We start from the raw sequence: 24,731 nt of genomic DNA, 5'->3' as shown, positions 1-24,731 counted from the left end.
CCCAGCCTTTCCTTGCTGGCGGGGTGGACTTTCCGGGCGTAGATTTGGGGTTGTCCAAGAGTAGAACTTGTCTAAAGACAGCCTTACCTGAGCTTTCTGGGGGATCCTGATGGCGATCATCGAGACCGAGGCCGCGCTGCACGAGGCGCACCGTGACAACCACACGCACCGGGATGTGAACGGCGGCTGGCTGCGCCCCGCGGTCTTCGGTGCGATGGACGGTCTGGTCTCCAACCTCGCCCTGATGACCGGTGTCGCGGGTGGGGCCGTGGGTCACCAGACCATCGTGCTGAGCGGGCTCGCGGGGCTCGCGGCCGGCGCCTTCTCCATGGCCGCCGGTGAGTACACCTCCGTCGCCTCGCAGCGCGAGCTCGTCGAGGCCGAGCTGGATGTCGAGCGGCGGGAGCTGAGAAAGCACCCGAAGGACGAGGAGGCCGAGCTCGCGGCGCTCTATGAGGCGCGGGGCGTCGAGCCGAAGCTCGCGCGGGCCGTCGCCGAGCAGCTCTCCCGTGATCCCGAGGTGGCTCTGGAGATCCATGCCCGCGAGGAACTCGGTATCGACCCCGGCGATCTGCCCTCACCGCTGGTCGCGGCGGTGTCGTCGTTCGGATCGTTCGCGCTGGGTGCCCTGCTGCCCGTACTGCCGTATCTGCTCGGCGCGACCGCGCTGTGGCCGGCCGTGCTGCTCGCGCTCGTCGGGCTTTTCCTGTGTGGGGCGGTGGTGGCCAAGGTGACCGCGCGGACCTGGTGGTTCAGTGGGCTGCGGCAGCTCGCGCTCGGTGGTGCCGCGGCCGGTGTGACGTACGCCCTGGGCAGCCTGTTCGGAACGGCCGTAGGATAGTTCGGCTGGAACTTATGCGTGGGGCCGCATAAGTAGCCGTTACTCGCTGGTTTCGAATGCTTAACCACCGGGCATGAGCCGTAAGCGCTGTGGGCAATGACGCCCGCGGCGCACTCGCGGGGTGGCGACGCCGCCTCCTCCGCCCCCTTGGACCGACGGGCATAGACCTGTCACGCTCGGTCCCCACATACTTCAAGCCATGTGCGCGGAACCCCCGCTGCAAGCGCGTGGCGTCCGCATGTTGGAACGGATTATCCCGGTTCCCGAGAACCGTTCCATCATGTAACCTGCACGAAATTTTGCGATCACGCAGAGGGCCAACGTCGTCCCTCGGCACCTTGCATATGCCACATGACGACGACGGGAGAGCCGATGCGTACGCCGCGCCAGCCGTCCCAGCACTCCGGGAATGGCCAGAACTGGTCGTTCATGGATGCTCGCCCTGCTGCGCAGGGTATGTACGACCCCCGCAACGAGCGCGACGCCTGTGGCGTCGGCTTCGTGGCCACCCTCACCGGCGAGGCGAGCCATGCGCTGGTCGAGCAGGCGCTGACCGTTCTGCGCAACCTCGAACACCGCGGTGCCACCGGCTCCGAGCCCGACTCGGGTGACGGCGCCGGCATCCTCTCCCAGGTGCCCGACACCTTCTTCCGGGAGGTGGCCGGATTCGAGCTGCCCGAGGCCGGTGCGTATGCCGTCGGTATCGCCTTCCTGCCGGAGGACGGGACCCAGGACGCCGTCTCGCAGATCGAGACGATCGCGTCCGAGGAGGGGCTGACCGTCCTCGGCTGGCGCGAGGTTCCCGTCGCCCCCGAGCTGCTGGGCGCCACCGCCCGGTCGACGATGCCCGTCTTCCGCCAGGTCTTCGTGGCGGACGGTTCCGCGGCGCCCGCCACGGACATCGCCCTCGACCGCAAGGCCTTCGTACTGCGCAAGCGCGCCGAGCGCGAGGTCGGTGTCTACTTCCCGTCGCTGTCGGCCCGCACGATCGTGTACAAGGGCATGCTGACCACGGGTCAGCTGGAGCCGTTCTTCCCGGACCTGTCCGACCGCCGCTTCGGCTCCGCGATCGCGCTCGTGCACTCCCGGTTCTCCACGAACACCTTCCCGTCGTGGCCGCTCGCGCACCCGTACCGCTTCGTCGCGCACAACGGTGAGATCAACACCGTCAAGGGCAACCGCAACTGGATGGTCGCCCGCGAGTCGCAGCTCGTCTCCGACTTGTTCGGCTCTGCCGACCATGGGCACAGCGGCTCTGCCGACCATGGGCACAGCGGCTCTGCCGACCATGGACACAGCGGATCCGACGACAAGGCCCTCGAGCGCATCTTCCCGGTGTGCACGCCGGACGCCTCCGACTCCGCGTCCTTCGACGAGGTCCTGGAGCTGCTCCACCTCGGCGGCCGCTCGCTGCCGCACTCCGTGCTGATGATGATCCCGGAGGCGTGGGAGAACCACGACTCCATGGACCCGGCCCGGCGCGCCTTCTACCAGTACCACTCCACGATGATGGAGCCCTGGGACGGCCCGGCCTGTGTCACCTTCACCGACGGCACCCAGGTCGGCGCCGTGCTCGACCGCAACGGTCTGCGCCCCGGCCGCTACTGGGTCACCGACGACGGCCTCGTCGTCCTCGGCTCCGAGGTCGGCGTCCTCGACATCGACCCCGCCAAGGTCGTCCGCAAGGGCCGCCTGCAGCCCGGCAAGATGTTCCTCGTCGACACCGCCGAGCACCGCATCATCGAGGACGACGAGATCAAGGCGCAGCTCGCCGCCGAGGCCCCCTACGCGGAGTGGCTGGAGGCCGGCGAGATCGAGCTGTCCGACCTTCCCGAGCGTGAGCACATCGTGCACACCCACGCCTCGGTCACCCGTCGCCAGCAGACCTTCGGTTACACCGAGGAGGAGCTGCGCGTCATCCTCGCCCCGATGGCCAAGGCCGGTGCCGAGCCGATCGGTTCGATGGGCACCGACTCGCCGATCGCCGCGCTGAGCGACCGTCCGCGTCTGCTCTTCGACTACTTCACCCAGCTGTTCGCGCAGGTCACCAACCCGCCGCTGGACGCCATCCGCGAGGAGCTCGTCACCTCGCTGCGTTCGTCCCTCGGTCCGCAGGGCAACCTGCTGGAGCCGACGGCCGCGTCCTGCCGTAGCGTCACGCTGCCGTTCCCGGTGATCGACAACGACGAGCTGGCCAAGCTCATCCACATCAACGCCGACGGCGACATGCCCGGCTTCAAGGCCGCGACCCTGTCCGGTCTGTACCGGGTGCACGGTGGCGGTGACGCCCTCGCCGCGCGCATCGAGGAGATCTGCGCCGAGGCCGACGCCGCCATCGACAACGGCGCCCGCCTGATCGTCCTGTCGGACCGTCACTCGGACGCCGAGCACGCGCCGATCCCGTCGCTGCTGCTCACCGCGGCCGTCCACCACCACCTCATCCGCACCAAGCAGCGCACCCACGTGGGCCTGCTGGTCGAGGCCGGCGACGTCCGCGAGGTCCACCACGTCGCCCTGCTCATCGGCTACGGCGCCGCCGCCGTCAACCCGTACCTGGCGATGGAGTCCGTCGAGGACCTGGTCCGCGCCGGCACCTTCCTGTCGGACATCGAGGCCGAGCAGGCCATCCGCAACCTGATCTACGCCCTCGGCAAGGGCGTCCTGAAGGTCATGTCCAAGATGGGCATCTCGACGGTCGCCTCCTACCGCGGCGCCCAGGTCTTCGAGGCGGTCGGTCTGGACGACGCCTTCGTCGAGAAGTACTTCAACGGCACGGCCACCAAGATCGGCGGCGTCGGCATCGACGTCATCGCCAAGGAGGTCGCCGCCCGCCACGCCAAGGCGTACCCGGCCTCCGGCATCGCGCCCGCGCACCGCGCGCTGGAGATAGGCGGCGAGTACCAGTGGCGCCGCGAGGGCGAGCCGCACCTGTTCGACCCGGAGACGGTCTTCCGCCTCCAGCACTCCACGCGCACCGGTCGCTACGACATCTTCAAGAAGTACACGGACCGCGTGAACGAGCAGTCCGAGCGCCTGATGACGCTCCGCGGGCTCTTCGGCTTCAAGTCCGACCGGCAGCCGATCCCCATCGACGAGGTCGAGCCGGCCAGCGAGATCGTCAAGCGCTTCTCCACCGGCGCCATGTCGTACGGCTCCATCTCCAAGGAGGCGCACGAGACCCTCGCCATCGCCATGAACCAGCTGGGCGGCAAGTCCAACACCGGTGAGGGCGGCGAGGACCCGGAGCGTCTGTACGACCCGGCGCGGCGGTCGAGCATCAAGCAGGTCGCGTCCGGCCGCTTCGGTGTGACGTCCGAGTACCTGGTCAACGCCGACGACATCCAGATCAAGATGGCCCAGGGCGCCAAGCCCGGTGAGGGCGGTCAGCTGCCCGGCCACAAGGTCTACCCGTGGGTCGCCAAGACGCGTCACTCGACGCCGGGCGTGGGCCTGATCTCCCCGCCGCCGCACCACGACATCTACTCCATCGAGGACCTGGCCCAGCTGATCCACGACCTGAAGAACGCGAACCCGCAGGCGCGGATTCACGTCAAGCTGGTCTCCGAGGTCGGCGTGGGCACGGTCGCCGCGGGTGTGTCGAAGGCGCACGCGGACGTCGTGCTGATCTCCGGTCACGACGGCGGTACGGGTGCCTCCCCGCTCACCTCGCTGAAGCACGCCGGTGGCCCCTGGGAGCTCGGCCTCGCCGAGACCCAGCAGACGCTGCTGCTCAACGGCCTGCGCGACCGCATCGTCGTACAGACCGACGGCCAGCTGAAGACCGGCCGGGACGTCGTCATCGCCGCGCTGCTCGGCGCCGAGGAGTTCGGTTTCGCGACCGCGCCGCTCGTCGTCTCCGGCTGCGTCATGATGCGCGTCTGCCACCTGGACACCTGCCCGGTCGGCATAGCCACCCAGAACCCGACGCTGCGCGACCGGTTCTCCGGCAAGGCCGAGTACGTCGTGAACTTCTTCCAGTTCATCGCCGAAGAGGTCCGTGAGATCCTCGCCGAGCTGGGCTTCCGCACCATCGAGGAGGCCGTCGGCCACGCCGAGGCGCTCGACGTGACCCGCGCGGTCGACCACTGGAAGGCGCAGGGCCTGGACCTGGCCCCGCTGTTCCACGTGCCGGCGCTGCCCGAGGGCGCGGTGCGCCACCAGCTCATCGAGCAGGACCACGGCCTGGAGAAGGCGCTCGACAACGAGCTGATCAAGCTCGCCGCCGACGCGCTCGCCGCGGACTCCGCGACCGACGCCCAGCCGGTGCGCGCCCAGGTCGCCATCCGCAACATCAACCGCACGGTCGGCACCATGCTCGGCCACGAGGTGACCAAGAAGTTCGGTGGCGCGGGCCTGCCCGACGACACCATCGACATCACCTTCACCGGCTCCGCGGGCCAGTCCTTCGGTGCCTTCCTCCCGCGCGGTGTCACGCTGCGCCTGGAGGGCGACGCGAACGACTACGTCGGCAAGGGCCTCTCCGGCGGCCGGGTGATCGTCCGTCCCGACCGGGGCGCCGACCACCTCGCCGAGTACTCGACGATCGCGGGCAACACCATCGCGTACGGCGCGACCGGCGGAGAGCTGTTCCTGCGCGGTCGTACGGGCGAGCGGTTCTGCGTCCGAAACTCCGGTGCGCTGGTCGTCTCCGAGGGCGTGGGCGACCACGGCTGCGAGTACATGACCGGCGGCCACGCGGTGGTCCTGGGCGAGACGGGCCGCAACTTCGCGGCCGGCATGTCCGGCGGTATCGCCTACGTCATCGACCTCGACCGCGACAACGTCAACGTCGGCAACATCGGTGCCGTGGAGGCTCTCGACGAGGCCGACAAGCAGTGGCTGCACGACGTGGTGCGCCGCCACCAGGAGGAGACCGGCTCGACGGTCGCCGAGAAGCTGCTCGCCGAGTGGGACACCGCCGTGGACCGCTTCAGCAAGATCATCCCCAGCACGTACAAGGCAGTGCTCGCCGCCAAGGACGCCGCCGAGCGAGCCGGTCTCTCCGAGACCGAGATCACCGAGAAGATGATGGAGGCGGCGACCAATGGCTGATCCCAAGGGCTTTCTCAACCACGGCCGCGAGGTCGCCAAGTCCCGTCCCGTCGACGTGCGTCTGAAGGACTGGAACGAGGTCTACGTCCCCGGCTCCCTGCTGCCGATCATCAGCAAGCAGGCCAGCCGCTGCATGGACTGCGGCATCCCCTTCTGCCACAACGGCTGTCCGCTGGGGAACCTGATCCCCGAGTGGAACGACTACGCCTACCGCGAGGACTGGTCGGCCGCGTCGGAGCGCCTGCACGCGACGAACAACTTCCCGGAGTTCACCGGGCGGCTGTGCCCGGCTCCCTGTGAGTCGGCGTGCGTGCTCGGCATCAACCAGCCGGCCGTCACCATCAAGAACGTCGAGGTCTCGATCATCGACAAGGCGTGGGACGAGGGCACCGTCGCCCCGCAGATCCCCGAGCGCCTGTCCGGCAAGACCGTCGCCGTCATCGGTTCGGGCCCGGCGGGCCTGGCCGCCGCCCAGCAGCTGACCCGGGCCGGCCACACCGTCGCCGTCTACGAGCGCGCGGACCGCATCGGAGGCCTTCTCCGGTACGGCATCCCCGAGTTCAAGATGGAGAAGCGGCACATCAACCGCCGTATCGAGCAGATGCGCGCGGAGGGCACCCGCTTCCGTACCGGCATCGAGATCGGCCGCGACCTCAAGGCGACCGACCTGAAGAAGCGGTACGACGCCATCGTCATCGCCGCCGGTGCGACGACCGCCCGTGACCTGCCGGTCCCCGGCCGCGAGCTCAAGGGCATTTACCAGGCCATGGAGTACCTGCCGCTGGCCAACAAGGTCCAGGAGGGCGACTTCGTGACGCCCCCGATCTCGGCCGAGGGCAAGCACGTCGTGGTCATCGGCGGTGGCGACACCGGTGCCGACTGCGTGGGCACCGCCCACCGCCAGGGCGCGGCCTCGGTCACGCAGCTGGAGATCATGCCCCGCCCGAACGACGAGCGGAACCCGGTCGCCCAGCCGTGGCCGACCTTCCCGATGCTCTACAAGGTCACCTCCGCGCACGAGGAGGGCGGCGAGCGGGTCTACTCCGTCTCCACCACCCACTTCGAGGGCGACGAGGACGGCAACGTCCAGTGGCTGCACCTCACCGAGGTCGAGTTCATCGACGGCAAGCTGACCCCGAAGCCGGGCACGGAGCGCAAGATCCCCGCCCAGCTGGTCACCCTCGCCATGGGCTTCACGGGCACCGACCGCGAGAACGGCCTGGTCGAGCAGTTCGGCCTGGAGCTCGACGAGCGCGGCAACATCGCCCGCGACGCCGACTTCCAGACCAACGTGCCGGGCGTCTTCGTCGCCGGTGACGCGGGCCGCGGTCAGTCCCTGATCGTGTGGGCGATCGCGGAGGGCCGCTCGGCCGCCCGCGGCACCGACCGCTTCCTGACCGGCGCCAGCGAACTGCCGGCCCCGATCAAGCCGACGGACCGCGCGCTGATGGTCTGACGGCCGCACGACAGGTGACCTGACGGTCACTCACATACGTCCCGTACAACGGCGTACGGAACACTGACGGCGCCTGCCCCAGTCCCCGACCGGACTACAGGGCAGGCGCTGTCGCATGTCCTCAGGGCACCCGGTACGTCTCCCCGTACACCCGCCACTCCAGCGGCGTGCTCAGCCCGAGGTTGCCCTCGTCGAGGAAGCGGCGCTGGGCCGTGTCGAGGCGGGTGGTGTCGGTGTTCGGGTTCTTCTCCCGCATGGCCGTGCGGCGGACGTCGAGGAAGGCCTTCAGGTACGCCTTCTCGGAGCCGCCCGCGGACGGGGAGTCCGCCTTGTTCAGGGCACGTTCGCGCAGGACGTAGAAGCCGTCGCCGTCGACGGCGGCGCCATGGAAGACCATCGCGTCGTAGTAGACGAACTGGCCCAGCGTGCCGAGGCCGTCCAGCTTGGCGAGGCGGACCGCCGGGTTGAAGTAGGCGCGGTCGCGTTCGGCGTCCTGCGCCTCGCGGAAGGCCGCCACCTCGGCCTCCGCCTTCCAGGCCGCCGTGAAACCGGGGTCGAGGCCCTCGTGGGAGTCGGTGCCGTCGACCTCGCGCAGGGCGGGCAGGTACCGGGCGAGCCCGTTGTCCGGGTGGGCCTCGGTGTAGTTCTCGACCAGGGCGAGCAGGTCGTGGGTGCCGGTGCAGAAGCCGATGATGCCGGCGGTGTAGCCCTGGCCGTCGTCGAGGTCCTCGATGGAGCCGTAGGTGTGGCGCCAGTCGAGGGTCGAGCTCTCGGCGCTGGACACCAACTGCTGGGCCAGCTCCTTCTTCGCGCGGCCGGCCAGGCCCGGTGGCAGGCTCTCGATCAGCTTGTCGTCCGCCGCCCGCTCCTGCTCGGCCCTGCTCTTGGCCTCCTCGCGGGCCGCCTGCCGGGCGGTGGCGACGGTGGAGTCGGCCGGGCTCTCGGCGGGGTCCGAGGGGACCAGGAAGTAGACGACCGCGGCGATGGCGACGGGGACGGCCGCGAAGAGCAGGATGCCGATACGTCTCACTGGGCCGGCCCTCCGCCCGTCAGCTCCGCCTTCGCGACCGCGACCACCGCCAGCAGCACCAGTACGCCCACGCAGGCGGCCGCCTGGATCGGCGCCTGGCGCGGCCCGCGCGGGGCGTAGGCGTAGGCGAGGGTCACCGCGGCTCCCGTCAGCAGTCCGCCGAGGTGGCCCTGCCAGGAGGTGAGGCCCGCGGAGAGCAGCAGCCACAGCAGCAGGAACGCCATGAAGCGATTGACGCCGCGCATGTCCGCGCCGATCCGGCGGGCGAGGACGTAGTACGCGGCGCCGAGGCCGAAGATCGCGCCCGACGCACCGACCGACTCCACGTGCGCGTCGGTGAGCAGCAGCTCGAACACCGAACCGCCCAGCGTCGCCAGCAGGTAGAGCGCGACGTACCGGAGCCGGCCCAGCATGGGTTCCACGACCCGGCCGAGCTGCCACAGCGAGAGCATGTTCATCACGATGTGGAGCAGCCCGAAGGTGCCCTCCGTCGGCGGTGTGTGGAGGAATCCGCTGGTCAGCAGCCGGTCCCACTGCCCGGCGACCACGCCCTCGGCGTGGAAGTCCGACGGGTGGCCGGCCTCGTAGACGTAGTAGCCGCCGTCCGGCCCGACCAGCCGGGCGCCGAGCATCGCGAACCGGTCCAGGATCTCCGGGCGCACCACCTCGGCCAGATAGGCGAGGACGTTGAGCGCGATGAGCACGGAGGTCACGAGGGGCGTCGCGGCGATCCGTCCGCCCACGAGCGTGCGGGCCTGCCGCACCGACCGCGCGGCCTCCCGCACGCACTCCACGCACTGGTGTCCGACGGCCGCCTCCCGCATGCAGTCCGGGCAGATGTACCGGTCGCAGCGGGTACAGCGGACGTGGGACTCCACCTTCGGGTGGCGATAGCAGGTCGTGACAGTGGGCCGGCCGGACTCGGACGGGGTGGACTGCGACGGGGTGGACTCGGGCTCCACAGCCGGCTCCTCGATGGGGACGGGACGAACGGTGAGCCGGTGGGGACGGCGGCGAACAAAATAGCGAACACCTGTGGACGGAGGGAGAGGCGGGGCCAATGGTGCCGTAGCCTCGGCAGCCGCACGATGCACGAGGGGGAGAGCATATGGCCGCGATCAGTCTCAGCAAGGTCGAGGAGACGGCGCCCGCGCTGGTCAGCCTGTACAAGAGCGCCGGGGTGTCGCTGCACAAGCACCGGCTGGACGGGGTGCGGGCCGCGGTCTATCTGGTCGTGGACTACTCCGGGTCGATGAAGCCGTACTACAAGGACGGCAGTGTGCAGGCGCTGGCCGACCGGGTGCTCGGGCTGTCGGCGCACTTCGACGACGACGGGACCGTGCCGGTGGTGTTCTTCTCCACCGACGTCGACGCCGAGACCGAGATCGCCCTGGCGGACCATCAGGGTCGGATCGAGCGGATCGTGGCCGGCCTCGGGCACATGGGCAAGACCAGCTACCACCTTGCCATGGACGCCGTCATCGACCACTACCTGGACAGCGGGTCGAAGGATCCCGCCCTGGTCGTCTTCCAGACGGACGGCGGGCCCATCAACAAGCCGGCCGCGGAACGGTACCTGTGCAAAGCGGCCCCGCTGCCGCTGTTCTGGCAGTTCATCGGCTTCGGTGACCCCACCAGCCGGCAGTTCGACTTCCTGCGCAAGCTCGACGAGCTGGCGGTGCCGGACAAGCGGGTGGTCGACAACGCCGGTTTCTTCCACGCCGGCTCGGATCCGCGGACCGTCGCCGACGCCGAGTTGTACGACCGCCTGGTCGGGGAGTTCCCGAAGTGGCTGGCGGCGGCGCGGGCGCGGGGGATCGTCGGGCCGTCCTGACCGACGGCCGGGGATGTTCGCCCCGTTGGCGGGGCCCGTACGCCCGTGTAACCCTGTGGTTGATCCGACGGGGAGGCGACGTATGGACGGCGCACGATCGGGGCACGAAGGAACGGGCGCTCAGCGGTCCGCGCCGCCCGGCAAGGGCGAGAGGGTCGCCGACTGGGCGGACGGGCGGCTCGGGCTGTACGCGCTGGCCAAGGCCAACATGCGCAAGGTCTTCCCGGACCACTGGTCCTTCATGCTGGGCGAGGTCTGCCTCTACAGCTTCCTCGTGCTGATCCTCACCGGCGTCTACCTCACCCTGTTCTTCGACCCGAGCACCAACGAGGTCGTCTACAACGGCACCTACGAGCCCCTGAACGGCGTCCTGATGACCAGGGCGTACGAGTCCACCCTCGACATCAGCTTCGACGTGCGCGGCGGGCTGCTCATCCGGCAGATCCACCACTGGGCGGCGCTGGTCTTCGTCACCGGCATGCTCGTGCACATGATGCGGGTGTTCTTCACCGGGGCCTTCCGCAAGCCCCGCGAGCTCAACTGGGTGTTCGGCTGGACCCTGCTGATGCTCGGCATCATCACCGGCCTGACCGGCTACTCCCTCCCCGACGACCTGCTGTCCGGCACCGGCCTCAGGTTCGCCCACGGCGCGATCCTGTCCATCCCGATCGTGGGGACGTATGTGGCGTTCTTCCTCTTCGGCGGGGAGTTCCCGGGGGAGGACTTCATCGCCCGGCTGTACCCGATCCACATCCTGCTGCTGCCCGGGATCATGCTCGGCCTGGTGGTCGCCCATCTGATCCTGGTCTTCTACCACAAGCACACCCAGTTCCCGGGCCCCGGCCGCGACCAGAAGACGGTCGTCGGCATGCCCTTCCTGCCGGTGTACATGGCCAAGGCGGGCGGCTTCTTCTTCCTCGTCTTCGGCGTGCTGGCGCTCATGGGCGGCATCGCCAGCATCAACCCGGTGTGGGCGTTCGGGCCCTACCGCCCGGACCTGGTGACCACGGGCGCCCAGCCCGACTGGTACCTGGGCTTCTCCGAGGGACTGATCCGGGTGATGCCGGGATGGGAGCTCAACGCCTGGGGCCACACCCTGGAACTGGGCGTCTTCATCCCCTTCTCGCTCTTCCCGCTGATCCTGCTCGCGATCGGCCTGTATCCCTTCCTGGAAGCGTGGATCACCGGCGACAAACGCGAGCACCACATCCTCGACCGGCCGCGCAACATGCCCGTACGCACCGGCCTCGGCGCGGCATGGCTGAGCCTGTACGCGGTGCTGCTGATCGGTGGCGGCAACGACATCGTGGCCACGCATCTGCATCTGTCCATCAACGCGATCACGTGGTTCGTGCGGGTCTCGGTCTTCGTCGTGCCGGTCGTCACCTTCTTCCTGACCAAGCGCATCTGTCTCGGGCTGCAGCGCCGGGACCGGGCCAAGGTGCTGCACGGCAGGGAGACGGGCACCATCAAACGGCTCCCGAACGGCGAGTACATCGAGATCCACGAACCCCTCTCGCAGGCGCAGCTGTTCACCCTCACCCAACACGAGGAACACCAGCCGTACGAGGTCGGCCCGCTCGTCGACGCGAACGGCGTGCGGCGCCGGGTCAGCCCGACGCAGCGGGTACGGGCCAGGCTGGCGCGGGCGATGTTCGGGCCGCAGACGCGGATCGCCAAGCCGACGGTGGCGGAGTACCGCGAGCTCACCAGCGGCGATCACCACTGACGTCGCGGGCACCGAGCACGTCGGCCCTGCATATGTCCGGGTCGCCCCAGACGCCGCGCAGGGCGCGGGCCTTGGTCAGCCACAGCGACAGGTCGTACTCCGCCGTGTAGCCGATCGCGCCGTGCAACTGCAGCGCGGTACGGGCGGTGGCGTACGCCGCCTCGCAGGCGGTGACCTTGGCGGCGGCGACGTCGGCGGGCGCCATGGTGAGCGCGGCGCCGAACAGGAGCGGTCGGGCGAACTCCAGGGCGATCTTCGCGTCGGCGAGACGATGCTTGACCGCCTGGAACGAGCCTATGGGGGCGCCGAACTGGGTGCGCCGCTTGACGTGGGCGACCGTCTTGTCGAGAAGCGCGAGCCCGACGCCGAGGGCCTGGGCGGCGGTGGTGAGGCGGGCATGGGCGAGGGCGTGGGCGGTGGCCGGGGCGGGACTGAGGAGTTCGCCGCCGGGTTCGAGGGGAGCGAGGCGGCGGGCCGGGTCCAGGGAGTGGCGTACGGGTCCATGGCCGGGGGAGACGTACAGCCCTTGGGGGGTGAGGGCCAGGTGGGTGGTGGCCACGTCGCCGTCCAGGGCGTACGGCGTCCGCCACGCCAGCGTCGCCATGGCCTCGCCGGACGCCCACGCGGGCAGGCGCCGCTTGGCCGGGCCGGGGTCCGGCAGGTCGGCGAGCAGGATCGCTGCCGTGACCGTCTCCACCAGCGGTCCGGGTACGGCATGCCGGCCCAACTCGATGAAGGCGACGGCGAGTTCGAGGGGACGTGGGCCCAGCCCTTCGTACGCCTCGGGAACCGCCAGCGCGAACACCCCCGCCTCGGCGATACGGGACCACAGCGCGCGGCCCCGGGCATGCTCGCCGCGGCTCCAGTCCCGTACGGCCGAGGGCGTGTCCGAGGCGGCCAGCATGGCGTTCAGCGAGTCGGCGAACGCCCGCTGCTCGGCGTCGAGGAGGAACCGCATCAGCGAGGTCCCTTCGGCAGCGGCGGCGTCCCCGCCGGTGTCCCCGTCCCCGTCGGCGCGGGCATCGGCCCAGGCCGACCGCGTCCGGCCCGCACCCCGGCGCCCGTGGCGTTCCCCTTGGCTTCGGCGGAGCCCCCTCGCATCAGCGTCGCCCCTTCGGCAGGCCGAGCAACCGCTCGGCGATGATGTCGCGCTGGATCTCGTTCGTCCCGGCGTAGATCGGGCCGGCGAGGGAGAAGACGTACCGCTCGGACCAGTCGGTGTCGGCCAACTCGCCCTCGGGGCCCAGCAGATCGAGCGCCGTCTCGTGCAGCGCGATGTCGTACTCCGACCAGAAGACCTTGTTCAGGCTGGACTCCGGGCCGATCGACTCGCCGTCGAGGAAGCGGGAGGCGGCGGCGAAGGTGAAGAGCTGGTAGGCACGGGCGCCGATCAGGGCGTCGGCCACGCCGTTCCTGCTGCTCTCCGGGCTGCCCTGTGCCTGCCAGAGCCGGTGGAGCCGGTCGGCGCTCGCGAGGAAACGGCCGGGGGAGCGGAGCATTAGACCGCGCTCGTTGCCCGCCGTCGACATCGCGATGCGCCAGCCCTGGCCCGGCTCGCCGATCACGTCCTCGTCCGGCACGAACACCTCGTCCAGGAACAGTTCGGCGAAGGCGGGCTTGCCGTCGAGGCGGGCGATGGGGCGGACCGTGACACCGGGGGCACGCAGGTCGAACATCAGGTACGTCAGGCCCTGGTGGGGCTTCGGGGTGTCCGGGTCGGTGCGGAACAGGCCGAACGCGCGGTCGGCGAAGGCGGCGCGGGACGACCAGGTCTTCTGGCCGGACAGCAGCCAGCCGCCCTCCGCGCGTGTGGCCCGGGACCTCAGGGACGCCAGGTCGGAACCGGCCTCCGGCTCCGACCACGCCTGCGCCCAGATCACCTCGCCGGTGGCCAGGGGAGGGAGCACACGGGTGCGCTGCTCCTCGGTGCCGTGGTCGATGAGGGTCGGGGCGAGGAGGCTGATGCCGTTCTGGTTGACGCGGCCGGGGCCGCCCGCCGCGTAGTACTCCTCCTCGAACAGCAGCCACTGCACGAGCGTGGCGTCCCGGCCGCCGTACGCCGTCGGCCAGTTCACCACCGACCAGCGGTCCGCCGCCAGTTCGGCCTCCCACGCCCGGTGCGCCGCGAAGCCCTCCCGGGTCTCCAGGGACGGGAGCGGATCGGGCGGCACATGCGCGCGCAGCCAGGCGCGGGCCTCGGCGCGGAACGCCTCGTCGGCGGCGGTGTGGGTGAGGTCCACGGTCGCCCTCCCTCCTCACGAGTTCTTCCCTAACAAGTGTTTGGTAGGTTAGCGTGCTGCTATGACAAACGTCGAGGCGCCGGCGTACGTTCCCGGGCACGGACTGCTGCGCGGGCGCACCGCCGTGATCACCGCGGCGGCGGGCGCGGGCATCGGCGGGGCGACCGCGCGCCGCTTCCTCGAAGAAGGCGCGCGCGTGCTGATCAGCGACGCGCACGCGCGGCGACTGAAGGAGCACGAGGCACAGCTGGCCCAGGAGTTCGAGGGCGCGGTGGCGTCCGCGGTGTGCGATGTCACCGACGAGACGCAGGTGCGGGCACTGTTCGACACCGCCCTACAGGAGCACGGCCGGCTCGACGTGGTCGTCAACAACGCGGGCCTCGGCGGGACTTCACCGCTCGTCGACATGACCGACGAGCAGTGGGCGAGGGTGCTGGACGTGACGTTGAACGGCACATTCCGGTGCGTGCGGGCGGCGCTGAGGCTGTTTCGCGCTCACGGGCACGGCGGCGTGATCGTCAACAACGCCTCCGTCGTCGGCTGGCGCGCCCAGGCCGGGCAGGCGCACTACGCGGCCGCGAAGGCCGGCGTCATGGCGCTGACCAGGTGCGCCGCCGTCGAGGCGGCCGAGTACGGGGTGCGGGTCAACGCGGTGTCGCCGAGCCTCGCCATGCACCCGCACCTGGCGAAGGTGACGACCCCCGAGCTGCTGGAGGAACTGACCGCGCGCGAGGCCTTCGGGCGGTACGCCGAGCCCTGGGAGGTGGCCAACGTGATCGTCTTCCTGGCCTCCGGCTACTCCTCGTACATGACGGGAGAGATCGTCTCCGTCAGCAGCCAGCACGCCTAGGACGACAATGGACCCGTGCCGACCAAGAAGAAGCCCCAGGTGACCGCCGCAGCCGCCAGGCGCCGCGAACTCCTCGACACCGCCGCCGAGGTCTTCGCCGAGCAGGGCTACAACGCCACCACCGTACGCAAGATCGCCGACCACGCGGGCATGCTCGCGGGCAGCCTCTACTACCACTTCGACTCCAAGGAGTCGATGCTGGAGGAGATCCTGCGGTCCTTCCTCGACGAGCTGTGGAGTGGCTACGACGCCGTCCTGGCGGCCGAGCTGGACCCGCGAGAGACGCTTCGGGCGCTGGTCACCGAGTCGTTCCGGGAGATCGACCGGCACCGTGCCGCCGTCGCGATCTACCAGAAGGAGAACAGACAGCTGGTGGCGCAGGAGCGGTTCGCGTTCCTCGCCGAGTCGCAGCGCAAGTTCGAGAAGGCGTGGCTGTCCACGCTGGAGCGCGGGGTCGCGGCCGAGGTGTTCCGGTCCGACCTCGACGTCCGGCTCACCTACCGGTTCGTGCGGGACACGGTGTGGGTCGCCGCGTCCTGGTACCGGCCCGGCGGACAGCACAGCCCGGAGGAGATCGCCCGGCAGTACCTGTCGATGGTGCTGGACGGGATCGCCGTACGCACATAACCCATCGGGGAGTCTGGGGAGTCGCCATGGCCGAGGCCTACATCGTCGAAGCGGTCCGTACGCCCGTCGGGCGGCGTGGAGGAGGGCTCAGCGGGGTCCATCCGGCCGACCTGGGCGCGCATGTGCTGAAGGAACTCGTCTCGCGCGCGGGCATGGACCCGGCCGCCGTCGAGGACGTCGTCTTCGGCTGCCTGGACGCCGTGGGACCGCAGGCCGGCGACATCGCGCGGACCTGCTGGCTGGCGGCCGGGCTGCCGGAGGAGGTGCCGGGGGTGACCGTGGACCGCCAGTGCGGGTCCTCGCAGCAGGCCGTGCACTTCGCGGCGCAGGGCGTGCTGTCCGGCACCCAGGACCTGGTGGTCGCGGGCGGCGTGCAGAACATGTCCATGATCCCCATCGCCTTCGCCACCCGGCAGGCCGCCGAGCCGCTGGGGCTGACGGCGGGGCCCTTCGCGGGCAGCGAGGGCTGGCGGGCGCGGTACGGGGAGAAGCCCGTCAACCAGTTCGTGGGCGCCGAGATGATCGCCGCGAAGTGGGGAATCAGCCGCCAGGACCAGGAGGAGTTCGCACTGCGCTCGCACCGGCGGGCCCTGCGGGCGATCGACGAGGGCCGCTTCGAGCGGGAGGTCGTGCCCTACGGCCGGGTCGCCGTCGACGAGGGGCCGCGCCGCGACACCTCCCTGGAGAAGATGGCCGGACTCAAGCCCGTCATCGACGGCGGCACCATCACGGCCGCCTGTTCCTCGCAGGTCTCCGACGGCGCGGCGGCGATGCTGCTGGCCTCGGAGCGGGCGGTGCGCGAGCATGGGCTCACGCCCCGGGCCCGGGTGCACCACCTCTCGGTGCGCGGTGAGGATCCCATCCGCATGCTCACCGCCCCCATCCCCGCCACCGCCCACGCCCTGAAGAAGACCGGCCTGACCATCGACGACATCGACCTCGTGGAGATCAACGAGGCCTTCGCCCCGGTCGTCCTGGCGTGGCTGAAGGAGACCGGCGCGGATCCGGACAAGGTCAATGTCAACGGCGGGGCGATCGCTCTGGGGCATCCGCTGGGCGCCACGGGCGTGAAGCTCATGACGACGCTGCTGCACGAACTGGAGCGCACGGGCGGCCGGTTCGGGCTGCAGACGATGTGCGAGGGCGGGGGACAGGCGAACGTGACGATCATCGAGAGGCTGTAGTCGTCACCGCGGGAGGCGGTCCCGGACCTCCTCCGCCTCCTTCATGATCCGTTCCACCAGTTCCGCGCACGAAGGCAGGTCGTCGATCACCCCGGCGACCTGCCCGCAGGCCATGACTCCGAGATCCGTACGGCCGTCGACCATCGCCGATCTGAGCAGCATCGGGGTGTTGGCGGCGAGCAGGACCTGGCTCCAGGTGAGGTCCTTGCCGTGCCGCATCGCCAGGCCGTCGTGGATCAGTTGCCGCCAGGTCAGCCCCGACAGTTGCCGGAAGCCGGCCGCCCGACGGACCGCGTGCACCAGTGCCTTCGTACGGCCGGAGTTCTCCAGCGCGGCCACCAGTTCCGTACGTAGCATGCGGTGCGGCAGGCCGTCGACCGCTCGGGTCACGGTCACGTCCTTGACCGTCGCCGCCAGATACCGCGCCTTCACCGCGTCCGGCACCGTCGAGTCCGACGTCAGCAGGAACCGCGTGCCCATCGCCACCCCCGCCGCCCCGTAGGCCAGCGCCGCGACCAGGCCGCGTCCGTCGAAGAAGCCGCCCGCCGCCACGACCGGTATGTCCACGGCGTCGACCACCTGGGGCAGCAGCACCGTCGTCGAGACCTCGCCGGTGTGTCCGCCACCCTCCCCGCCCTGCACGATGACCGCGTCCGCGCCCCAGGCCACGACCTTCTCGGCATGCCGCCGGGCGCCGATCGAGGGGATGACGACCACGCCCGCGTCCTTGAGCTCGGCGATCAGCTCGGGGGACGGCGCCAGAGCGAAGGAGGCGACGCGCACACCCTCGTCGATCATGATGCGGACCCGGTCGCCGGCGTCCGAGGCGTCCGCGCGCAGATTCACCCCGAACGGCGCGTCCGTACGGGACCTGACCTCGCGTATCGCCGCACGCAGCCGGTCGACGGTCATCGTCGCGGAGGCCAGGATGCCGAGCGCACCCGCGTTCGCCGTCGCCGAGACCAGCCGCGGGCCCGCCACCCAGCCCATCCCCGTCTGCAGGATCGGGTGACGGACCCCGACCAGCCGGGTCAGCGGCGTCTCCATCACTCCCCGACCTCCCTGACGCGCGTGTTCGCCGGGTCGATGACCTCGCGGATGAGCCGCAGTTCGCCGGCGGTGGGTTCGCGGGTCGGCGGCACCTCGTCCGGGACGACCAGGTGGAACGCGGTCGCCTCCCTGACCTGCTCCAGCGTGACCCCCGGATGGAGCGAAGCCAGACGCATCGTGTGGTCGGGCGTGGCGAAGTCGAAGACGCCGAGGTCGGAGACGACACGAGGAATGCGGTGGTACGGGGCGCCGCCCGCGTGGTCGTAGCCCACCCCGCACACCATGTCGACCTTCTCGACGAACACCCGCCGCGAATGCCTCGGGATCCAGTAACTCGTCGGATGGTTCAGCGTGTTGACCGGCGCCCCACGCACCCCGAGCAGCTGCCGCTTCGGCCGCTCCCAGTCGCCGATGCACGAGATGTTCTGGTTGCCGAAGCGGTCGATCTGGCTCGCGCCCATCATCACGTGCCGTCGGCCACCGGTGACCAGGGCCAGGTGCTGTCGGTACGGCAGCCACCCCTCAGCGGTTCCGTCCGGGCGGACCAGCATCGCCTCGCCGTCGGTCAGCAGCAGGTCCGGCGAGAACGTGAGCCGGGCCAGCCGGGCCCCCACCGACGGGATCAGTCCCATCGGGCTCGCCAGGATCTCACCCGCCTCGCGCCAGGCCTCGGCGCAGGCGATCACGCAGTACTCGGCGCGGGTGGGCGGCAGAAGAGATGCGCGGGTGGCCTCCGTGGCCGTCATGAGTCCTCCCCGGCCGCCGACTGGTACGCCTGCTCGTCCCCGTCGAGGAACCGCGCCGCGAACTGCGGCCAGGGCGTGGTCGCGTACGTCTTCTGGAAGGCCTCGTCCCGGCCGTAGTCGGGCGCGCAGGACGTGAAGTGCGCCCCGTTCGGGGCCTCGACGACACCGGTCACCGTGTGCCGCTTGATCAGCAGCGACTGCGGGGCCGCGTCCTTCGTCAACTCGGCCGTGTCGACGACCCGTTCACAGGAGACGTACGCCGCGTCGGCCGCCTCGCAGAACAGGTCGTCGAAGTACGGGTCGGGCCCCAGACACTGCCCGTTGCCCAGCCGGTCGGCGCGGTTGACGTGGACCAGGGCCGCGTCGAGCCGCAGCGCGGGCATGGCGACGAACGTCTCCCCGTCGCCGTACGGCGAAGTCACCGTCCGCAGACCCGGGTTGACCCGCATCACATCCGAACCGATCCCGGCCCGCACCGGCAGGAAGGGCAGCCGGTTCGCGGCCGCGTGCAGCCCCCACATGAACATCGCCTCGTCGACCTCCATCAGCTCGAAGGCGCCGCGCTCCCGGGCCGCGCGGAAGTGCGGTTCCAGGGGGATGGAGTCGAGGGTGGCGAAGGGGGCGACCAGCTTGCGGATCCGCCCGGCGGCGGCGAGCATGCCGACGTCCGGGCCGCCGTACGAGACGACGGTGAGGTCGGTGACGTCGGACCGGAGCACCGCCCTGACCAGGGCCATCGGCTTACGGCGCGAGCCCCAGCCGCCGATGCCGAGGGTCATGCCGCTGTGCAGCCGGGCGACGACCTGGTCGGCGCTCATTGTCTTGTCGCTCATCTACGCCCCCTCCTCCGCCTTGCCGAAGGTGTCACGGACCCGGTCGGCGACCCCGCTGAGGCCGGCCTCGAAGGTGAAGCCCTGCTCGAAGCGGTAGCCGCGGCGCACGTCGACCGGATCGATGCCGTTGATGGCGGCCTTGGCCAGGCGCAGTAGCCGCCCGTCCTTGGCGGCGATCTCGCGGGCCAACTCCAGGGCCGAGGCACGCAGTTGCGCACGCGGCACGACCCGCCACACCGAGCCGTGCGCGTGCAACTCGCCCGCGGTCGCCGTGCGTGAGGTGTAGTACAGGGCGCGCATCAGATGCTGGGGGACCAGCCGGGCCAGATGAGTGGCCGCGCCCAGCGCTCCCCGGTCCAGCTCGGGCAGCCCGAAGGTGGCGTCCTCGCTCGCCACGATCGCGTCCGCGTTGCCCACCAGGCCGATACCCCCGCCCAGGCAGAAGCCGTGCACGGCCGCGACGACGGGCACCTCGCAGTCGTACACCGCGCCGAAGGCCTCCGCGCAGGCGTGGTTGACGCCGATCAGCGCGCTGTGCCCGTCCCTCTGCAACTCCTTGATGTCCACGCCCGCGTTGAACCCGCGCCCCTCGGCCGTGAGGACGACACACCGGACCTCCGGGTCGCGTCCCGCCGCCCGCACGGCGTCGGCCAGGGCGAACCAGCCTTTCACCGGCAGGGCGTTCACCGGTGGGAAGTCGACCGTGACGACGGCGATCCCGTCTTTTCCGGGTCCCTTTTCCGGGGACGAGGTGGAGACACCCATGGCCGCATCAGCTACCTTTCCACCAAACGTTTGTTAGGTGAAGGGTAGCCGGGAATGGGGCTGGACGGGAAGGTCGTGGTCGTCACGGGCGGTACCCGGGGCGTCGGTGCCGGCATGGCGAAGGCCTTCGCGGAGGCTGGAGCGGACGTCGTCGTCTGCGCGCGCAGACCGCCCGAAGTCCCTTTGCCCGGGGCCGAGTTCAGGTCGCTGGACCTCCGCGACCCGGCAGCCGTACGGGCCTTCTTCGCGGCCCTGCCCCGCCTCGACGTCCTCGTCAACAACGCGGGTGGCACACCGTACCGACGGTTGACGGACGCGGACGCCGAGCGGCACGCGCGCGTGGTCGAGCTGAACCTTCTCGCCCCGCTGACGGCATCCCTGGCCGCCTATGAGCACCTGAAACGGGTGCGGGGCTCGGTGGTGATGATCGGCAGCGTCAGCGGTGGCCGTCCGTCGCCCGGGTCGGCGGCGTACGGGGCGGCCAAGGCCGGGCTGGAGAGCCTGGCCCGCTCGATGGCGGTGGAGTGGGCGCCGGAGGTCCGGGTCAACACGCTGGTCGTCGGCATGGTCCGCACGGAGCAGTCGTATCTCCACTACGGAGGCGAGGACGGCATCGCGGGCGTCTCCCGCACCGTCCCGCTCGGCCGCCTCGCCGAACCGTCCGACGTGGGCGCGGCCGCCGTCTTCCTCGCCTCCGACGCCGCCGCCTACATCAGTGGGGCGAGCCTTCTCGTGCACGGCGGGGGCGAACGACCCGCGTTCCTGGACGCCGCAACGGTCAACAAGGAGGCATGACATGAGCCGGATGTGTGAGGGGCGGGTCGTGGTCGTCACCGGCGGGGGGCGGGGGCTCGGGCGCGCGCATGCGCTTGCGTTCGCGGCGGCGGGGGCGAAGGTTGTCGTCAATGACCTTGGAGTGGGGCTTGACGGGATGCCGGCTGCCGGGGGTCCTGCGGGGGTTGTCGGCGGTCCTGTGCGGGAGGGGGCGGTTGAGGGCTCTGTGCGGGAGGCGGGAGTCGGCAGGCCCGGGGCGCGAGGGGTCGCCGGGGGCTCTGCGCGCGAGGGGGCGGTCAAGGGCTCTGTGCGGGAGGCGGCCGTCGACAAGCCCGGGGCGCGGGGGGCCGACGAGAGCACTGCGCGCCGCGGGGCTGGCGAGGGCTCCGCGCGGCAGGGGGCTGTCGGCGGTCCTGCACCGGCGGTGGTCGCCGGCCCTGCGCGGCAGGGGGCGGTCGAAAGCTCTGTGCGGCAGGGGACTGTCGACGGTTCTGCGCCGTGGGTGGCCACCGACGGTCCTGCGCGGCAGGTGACGGTCGAGGGCCCCGCCCTACAGGTGGCCGTGGACAACCCGGCCCGGCAGGTGGCCGACGAGATCCGCGCGGCGGGCGGTGAGGCGATCGCGCACGGCGGCGACATCGCGACGAGCGCCGGGGCGGCGTCCCTGGTGGCGGCCGCCCTGGAGACGTACGGCCGTCTCGACACCCTCGTCAACAACGCGGGCTTCCTGCGCGACCGGATGCTGGTCAACCTCGACGAGGACGACTGGGACGCCGTCGTACGGGTCCACCTCAAGGGCCACTTCCTCCCCCTGAAGCACGCGGCCGCGTACTGGCGGGCGGAGGCGAAGGCGGGCCGCACGCCGGTCGCCCGGGTCGTCAACACGAGCAGTGGGGCGGGGTTGCTGGGCTCGCTGGGCCAGGCCAACTACAGCGCGGCGAAGGCCGGGATCGTCGCCCTGACCCTGGTCGCGGCGGCCGAACTGGGCCGGTACGGCGTCCAGGTCAACGCGATCGCCCCGGCGGCGCGTACCCGGATGACGGAACGCACCTTCGCGGAGTCGATGGCGGCTCCTGAGGCCGGCTTCGACGCCATGGCCCCGGCGAACGTCTCCCCGTTGGCCGTGTGGCTGGGCTCGGCGGCGAGCGAGGGTGTGACGGGGCGGGTGTTTGAGGCGGAGGGTGGCCGGATCACGGTCATGGAGGGGTGGCGGGCGGGGCCGAGCGCGGACAAGGGGGCGCGGTGGACGCCGGAGGAGGCGGGGGAGGCGGCGCTGAAGCTGTTGGGGGAGGCGGGGGTGCCGGGGCCGGTGTACGGCGCGTGAGGGTTTTCGCCCCCGCCGCCCCTACCCGTCCCATCCCCAGGGGCGCTGCCCCTTCGACCCCGTCACCCTGGGGGCCTGCGGCCCCCAGACCCCCGCTTCGGCCCTGAACGGGCGTCGTCCTCAAACGCCGGACGGGCTGAAATACCTGGTCCGGCGTTGCGAGGTGAAGCCCCCGGCGGGTGGGTGGGGGTTCGGGATGGCGTGGTCTTGTCCTCAAACGCCGGACGGGCTGAGATGCCTGGGCCGGTGTTGAGGGGTGTAGCCCCCTGTGGGTGGGTGGGGGTTCGGGATGGTGTGGTCTTGTCCTCAAACGCCGGACGGGCTGGGGTGTCTGGGCCGGTGTTGAGGGGTGTAGCCCCCTGTGGGTGGTGGGGGCTAGGGATGGCGTGGCCCCGCTTCTCGAACGGCGGATGCGTCAAATCCAGCCCCTCCGGCGTTTGAGGAGCGGGGGTCCAGGGGGCGGAGCCCCCTGGGAGCGGGGTCGTAGGGGCGGGGCCCCTTGAGGATGGGACGGGTAGGGGCGGCGGGGGCGAAAACCCTACGTGTCGCACTCCAACACCGTCCGGCACAACCCACACCGCGCCCGAACCCGCCCCTGCACCGGCACCCGAATCCGCTGCTGACACGTCGGACACGGAAACGACACCCGCAACGGCCCCCGGCCATCCGGCGTGAACGCATACGGCACCCCCGGCTGCACCCCCACCCCGTCCCGCTCCTGGGCATGCCGCCGATCACGCGCGTACCGCCGCCGCCCCGCCCACCCCGCCGCCGTCAGCGGCGGCTGCTGCTCGTCCCGCCGCGCCTCGGCGAGGCCCTTCACATACGCCGTGTACGCCTGCGGACTGGTGAACCACACCGACGGATCCTCGGCGAAGACCAGCGCCCGCTTGGCGAGGACGTACCCGAACTCCTCCGGCGTCAGATACCCCAGCTTCTGCGAGGACGCCGCGTCCTCCCGGTACGCGTCGAGGAGCAGCCAGCCCGCGCCGAGATACGTCGTCGCCGTGTCGGTGAGGATCTCGTTGTCCCGGGTGCCGGGGAAGGACAGGCCGAGGCGGTGCAGGTACACATGCATCACCTCGTGGGCGAGCGCCGCCCCGATGTCCCGCCGGTGCGTGCGGAAGCGGTCGTTCAGCTCGACGAAGTACTCCGGCCCGGCGGCGAGTTCGACGTTCGCCGCGTGGGTCATCTCCCGGAAGCCGACGACCAGCCGGGCGTCCGGCAGGCGGTAGTGCCGCACCAGTTCGCGGGCCACCCGCTGGGCCCCCAGATACAGATCGTCCGTGTCGCAGAACGCCACATCGGCCGGCAGCACACTCGTCGCGAACGTCTGGACGGTGTCGTACGACAGCCGCTTGTAGAGCGCGGTGATCGAGGCCCGCACCGTCCGAAGGTGTGGGAAGCCGTGCTGGACCGGTCCGCCGTTCGCCACGGCCGTACCCCCAAGACGCCTTGAACCCGATTCCACTCTACGGGGATGTGAGGGGTTTTTCCCCGGCGAGGTTCCATGCCCGGGGCGTGAGATCCGTCCTTGTCAAGCATGCCACCTGATCTTCATACTGCGGGCCGCTCAACACGCCATGAAAGGACGTACGTTGACCCTCAGCTCGCCGAAGAGAAGCGGCATAACCCTGGCCAAAAGAGCCGCGGCGGTCGGTGCCGTGGCCCTCGCGGTCGCCTCCCTTCAGCCCCTCAGCGCGAACGCCGCGTCCACCCGCGTCGTCGGTGGAACGCCCGCCGCGCAGAACGAGTTCCCGTTCATGGTCCATCTCTCGATGGGCTGCGGCGGGGCGCTCTACAAGAAGGACGTCGTGCTGACCGCCGCCCACTGCATGGACGGCTCCGGCAACAACACCAGCATCACCGTCACCGCTGGTGTCAACGACCTCGACTCCTCCGCCGCGATCAAGGTCAAGTCGAAGAAGGTCAAGGTGGCCCCGGGCTACGACGGCAGCGGCAAGGACTGGGCGCTGATCAAGCTCGCCCGGCCCATCGACAAGCCGACGCTGAAGATCGCCACCACGGACCGCTACAACCGCGGCATGTTCACGATCGCCGGATGGGGCGACACCCGGGAGGGCGGTGGCACGGGCACGACCAAGCTCCAGAAGGCCACCGTTCCCTTCGTCGCCGACCGCGTGTGCAAGCGCCACTACGGAAACCGGCTGGTGTCGAAGGAGGAACTGTGCGCCGGCTGGCAGAGCGGCGGCATCGACACCTGCCAGGGCGACTCCGGCGGCCCCATGTTCCGTAAGGACGACGCGGGCAAGTGGATCCAGGTCGGCATCGTCAGCTGGGGCGACGGCTGCGCCCGCACGGGCGTGCCCGGCGTCTACACCGAGGTCAGCACCTTCGCGAAGGACATCGCCCGCGCGGCGGACGCCCTGTAGGCA

20 protein-coding genes are annotated in these 24,731 nt (G+C 70.7%); 11 read left to right on the top strand and 9 right to left on the bottom strand.

Going from position 1 to position 24,731, the window contains the following annotated elements; translation table 11 throughout:
• Positions 1-109: 109 nt before the first annotated feature.
• The 3 genes from ACIREI_RS04110 (at position 110) to ACIREI_RS04100 (ending at position 7,349) form a co-directional block, all read left to right on the top strand.
• Positions 110-841 (top strand): VIT1/CCC1 transporter family protein, encoded by a 732-nt coding sequence (locus ACIREI_RS04110; protein WP_403327136.1) that lies wholly within the window; start codon positions 110-112, stop codon positions 839-841.
• A gap of 372 nt (positions 842-1,213) precedes the next feature.
• Positions 1,214-5,893, top strand: coding sequence for a glutamate synthase large subunit (gltB, locus tag ACIREI_RS04105; protein WP_403328033.1), 4,680 nt, complete (start codon positions 1,214-1,216; stop codon positions 5,891-5,893).
• Positions 5,886-7,349, top strand: coding sequence for a glutamate synthase subunit beta (locus ACIREI_RS04100; RefSeq protein ID WP_403327134.1), 1,464 nt, complete (start codon positions 5,886-5,888; stop codon positions 7,347-7,349). Before gltB ends, ACIREI_RS04100 begins: the two co-directional genes overlap by 8 nt.
• A 121-nt stretch (positions 7,350-7,470) precedes the next feature.
• On the opposite strand, the gene ACIREI_RS04095 is transcribed toward ACIREI_RS04100, so the two are convergent.
• Together ACIREI_RS04095 and ACIREI_RS04090 are read right to left on the bottom strand one after the other, a co-directional pair.
• Positions 7,471-8,379 carry a chitosanase gene (locus tag ACIREI_RS04095; RefSeq protein ID WP_403327132.1) on the bottom strand — a complete coding sequence of 303 codons (909 nt, stop codon included), beginning with the start codon at positions 8,377-8,379 and terminating at the stop codon, positions 7,471-7,473.
• A complete protein-coding gene (locus ACIREI_RS04090; protein WP_403327130.1) occupies positions 8,376-9,341 on the bottom strand; it encodes a rhomboid family intramembrane serine protease in 966 nt (321 codons plus the stop codon). The genes ACIREI_RS04095 and ACIREI_RS04090 overlap by 4 nt, the downstream gene beginning before the upstream one ends.
• A gap of 146 nt (positions 9,342-9,487) precedes the next feature.
• Between ACIREI_RS04090 and ACIREI_RS04085 the strand changes: the two genes are divergently transcribed.
• Together ACIREI_RS04085 and ACIREI_RS04080 are read left to right on the top strand one after the other, a co-directional pair.
• Positions 9,488-10,213, top strand: coding sequence for a vWA domain-containing protein (locus tag ACIREI_RS04085; protein ID WP_403327128.1), 726 nt, complete (start codon positions 9,488-9,490; stop codon positions 10,211-10,213).
• Between the two features lie 82 nt (positions 10,214-10,295).
• Positions 10,296-11,942 carry a cytochrome bc complex cytochrome b subunit gene (locus ACIREI_RS04080; protein ID WP_403327127.1) on the top strand — a complete coding sequence of 549 codons (1,647 nt, stop codon included), beginning with the start codon at positions 10,296-10,298 and terminating at the stop codon, positions 11,940-11,942.
• Here ACIREI_RS04080 and ACIREI_RS04075 read toward each other — a convergent pair.
• Together ACIREI_RS04075 and ACIREI_RS04070 are read right to left on the bottom strand one after the other, a co-directional pair.
• Positions 11,920-12,900 carry an acyl-CoA dehydrogenase family protein gene (locus ACIREI_RS04075; RefSeq protein WP_403327125.1) on the bottom strand — a complete coding sequence of 327 codons (981 nt, stop codon included), beginning with the start codon at positions 12,898-12,900 and terminating at the stop codon, positions 11,920-11,922. The genes ACIREI_RS04080 and ACIREI_RS04075 overlap by 23 nt on opposite strands.
• A gap of 142 nt (positions 12,901-13,042) precedes the next feature.
• Positions 13,043-14,182, bottom strand: coding sequence for an acyl-CoA dehydrogenase family protein (locus ACIREI_RS04070; RefSeq protein ID WP_403327123.1), 1,140 nt, complete (start codon positions 14,180-14,182; stop codon positions 13,043-13,045).
• A 61-nt stretch (positions 14,183-14,243) separates the two neighbouring features.
• Between ACIREI_RS04070 and ACIREI_RS04065 the strand changes: the two genes are divergently transcribed.
• The 3 genes from ACIREI_RS04065 to ACIREI_RS04055 are packed head-to-tail and all read left to right on the top strand — an operon-like array spanning position 14,244 to position 16,843.
• A complete protein-coding gene (locus ACIREI_RS04065; protein WP_403327121.1) occupies positions 14,244-15,032 on the top strand; it encodes an SDR family oxidoreductase in 789 nt (262 codons plus the stop codon).
• Positions 15,033-15,047: 15 nt separating this feature from the next.
• Positions 15,048-15,659: a TetR/AcrR family transcriptional regulator gene (locus ACIREI_RS04060; protein WP_403327119.1), complete on the top strand. Its 612-nt coding sequence runs from the start codon at positions 15,048-15,050 to the stop codon at positions 15,657-15,659.
• 26 nt (positions 15,660-15,685) lie between these two features.
• Entirely contained in the window at positions 15,686-16,843 is a 1,158-nt protein-coding gene (locus ACIREI_RS04055) for an acetyl-CoA C-acetyltransferase (RefSeq protein ID WP_403327117.1), read from the top strand.
• A 3-nt stretch (positions 16,844-16,846) separates the two neighbouring features.
• Here the strand turns inward: ACIREI_RS04055 and ACIREI_RS04050 are convergent, their stop codons facing one another.
• The 4 genes from ACIREI_RS04050 to ACIREI_RS04035 are packed head-to-tail and all read right to left on the bottom strand — an operon-like array spanning position 16,847 to position 20,237.
• Complete coding sequence (locus ACIREI_RS04050) at positions 16,847-17,890, bottom strand: NAD(P)H-dependent flavin oxidoreductase (protein WP_403327115.1); 1,044 nt, start codon at positions 17,888-17,890, stop codon at positions 16,847-16,849.
• Complete coding sequence (locus ACIREI_RS04045) at positions 17,890-18,639, bottom strand: CoA-transferase subunit beta (RefSeq protein WP_403327113.1); 750 nt, start codon at positions 18,637-18,639, stop codon at positions 17,890-17,892. The genes ACIREI_RS04050 and ACIREI_RS04045 overlap by 1 nt, the downstream gene beginning before the upstream one ends.
• Positions 18,636-19,472: a CoA transferase subunit A gene (locus ACIREI_RS04040; protein ID WP_403327112.1), complete on the bottom strand. Its 837-nt coding sequence runs from the start codon at positions 19,470-19,472 to the stop codon at positions 18,636-18,638. Before ACIREI_RS04040 ends, ACIREI_RS04045 begins: the two co-directional genes overlap by 4 nt.
• The gene (locus tag ACIREI_RS04035) at positions 19,473-20,237 is read right to left on the bottom strand and encodes an enoyl-CoA hydratase family protein (RefSeq protein ID WP_403327110.1); all 765 of its coding nucleotides are present in this window, start codon (positions 20,235-20,237) and stop codon (positions 19,473-19,475) included.
• A 54-nt stretch (positions 20,238-20,291) separates the two neighbouring features.
• Here ACIREI_RS04035 and ACIREI_RS04030 point away from each other — a divergent pair, with 54 nt between their 5' ends.
• Complete coding sequence (locus tag ACIREI_RS04030; RefSeq protein WP_403327108.1) at positions 20,292-21,032, top strand: SDR family oxidoreductase; 741 nt, start codon at positions 20,292-20,294, stop codon at positions 21,030-21,032.
• 445 nt (positions 21,033-21,477) lie between these two features.
• Positions 21,478-22,335: an SDR family oxidoreductase gene (locus ACIREI_RS04025; protein WP_403327106.1), complete on the top strand. Its 858-nt coding sequence runs from the start codon at positions 21,478-21,480 to the stop codon at positions 22,333-22,335.
• A gap of 538 nt (positions 22,336-22,873) precedes the next feature.
• On the opposite strand, the gene ACIREI_RS04020 is transcribed toward ACIREI_RS04025, so the two are convergent.
• Positions 22,874-23,770, bottom strand: a complete 897-nt coding sequence (locus ACIREI_RS04020) for a hypothetical protein (RefSeq protein WP_403327104.1) — start codon at positions 23,768-23,770, stop codon at positions 22,874-22,876.
• Positions 23,771-23,918: 148 nt separating this feature from the next.
• Here ACIREI_RS04020 and ACIREI_RS04015 point away from each other — a divergent pair, with 148 nt between their 5' ends.
• Positions 23,919-24,728 carry a S1 family peptidase gene (locus ACIREI_RS04015; protein ID WP_403327102.1) on the top strand — a complete coding sequence of 270 codons (810 nt, stop codon included), beginning with the start codon at positions 23,919-23,921 and terminating at the stop codon, positions 24,726-24,728.
• Positions 24,729-24,731: the final 3 nt, after the last annotated feature.

The organism is Streptomyces sp. NPDC093591 (genome assembly GCF_044764885.1).
In the GTDB taxonomy this organism is placed as follows: Bacteria; Actinomycetota; Actinomycetes; order Streptomycetales; family Streptomycetaceae; genus Streptomyces.
This window is presented reverse-complemented; position numbering and strand designations above follow the sequence as displayed.

Bases quoted from the DNA above. Each gene is read 5' to 3' on its own strand.
- gltB (WP_403328033.1), top strand. From the start codon at position 1,214: ATGCGTACGCCGCGCCAGCCGTCCCAGCACTCCGGGAATGGCCAGAAC.
- ACIREI_RS04075 (WP_403327125.1), bottom strand. From the start codon at position 12,900: ATGCGGTTCCTCCTCGACGCCGAGCAGCGGGCGTTCGCCGACTCGCTG.
- ACIREI_RS04015 (WP_403327102.1), top strand. From the start codon at position 23,919: ATGAAAGGACGTACGTTGACCCTCAGCTCGCCGAAGAGAAGCGGCATA.
- ACIREI_RS04110 (WP_403327136.1), top strand. From the start codon at position 110: ATGGCGATCATCGAGACCGAGGCCGCGCTGCACGAGGCGCACCGTGAC.
- ACIREI_RS04085 (WP_403327128.1), top strand. From the start codon at position 9,488: ATGGCCGCGATCAGTCTCAGCAAGGTCGAGGAGACGGCGCCCGCGCTG.
- ACIREI_RS04050 (WP_403327115.1), bottom strand. From the start codon at position 17,890: ATGGAGACGCCGCTGACCCGGCTGGTCGGGGTCCGTCACCCGATCCTG.
- ACIREI_RS04030 (WP_403327108.1), top strand. From the start codon at position 20,292: ATGGGGCTGGACGGGAAGGTCGTGGTCGTCACGGGCGGTACCCGGGGC.
- ACIREI_RS04065 (WP_403327121.1), top strand. From the start codon at position 14,244: ATGACAAACGTCGAGGCGCCGGCGTACGTTCCCGGGCACGGACTGCTG.
- ACIREI_RS04055 (WP_403327117.1), top strand. From the start codon at position 15,686: ATGGCCGAGGCCTACATCGTCGAAGCGGTCCGTACGCCCGTCGGGCGG.
- ACIREI_RS04080 (WP_403327127.1), top strand. From the start codon at position 10,296: ATGGACGGCGCACGATCGGGGCACGAAGGAACGGGCGCTCAGCGGTCC.
- ACIREI_RS04045 (WP_403327113.1), bottom strand. From the start codon at position 18,639: ATGACGGCCACGGAGGCCACCCGCGCATCTCTTCTGCCGCCCACCCGC.
- ACIREI_RS04035 (WP_403327110.1), bottom strand. From the start codon at position 20,237: ATGGGTGTCTCCACCTCGTCCCCGGAAAAGGGACCCGGAAAAGACGGG.
- ACIREI_RS04040 (WP_403327112.1), bottom strand. From the start codon at position 19,472: ATGAGCGACAAGACAATGAGCGCCGACCAGGTCGTCGCCCGGCTGCAC.
- ACIREI_RS04100 (WP_403327134.1), top strand. From the start codon at position 5,886: ATGGCTGATCCCAAGGGCTTTCTCAACCACGGCCGCGAGGTCGCCAAG.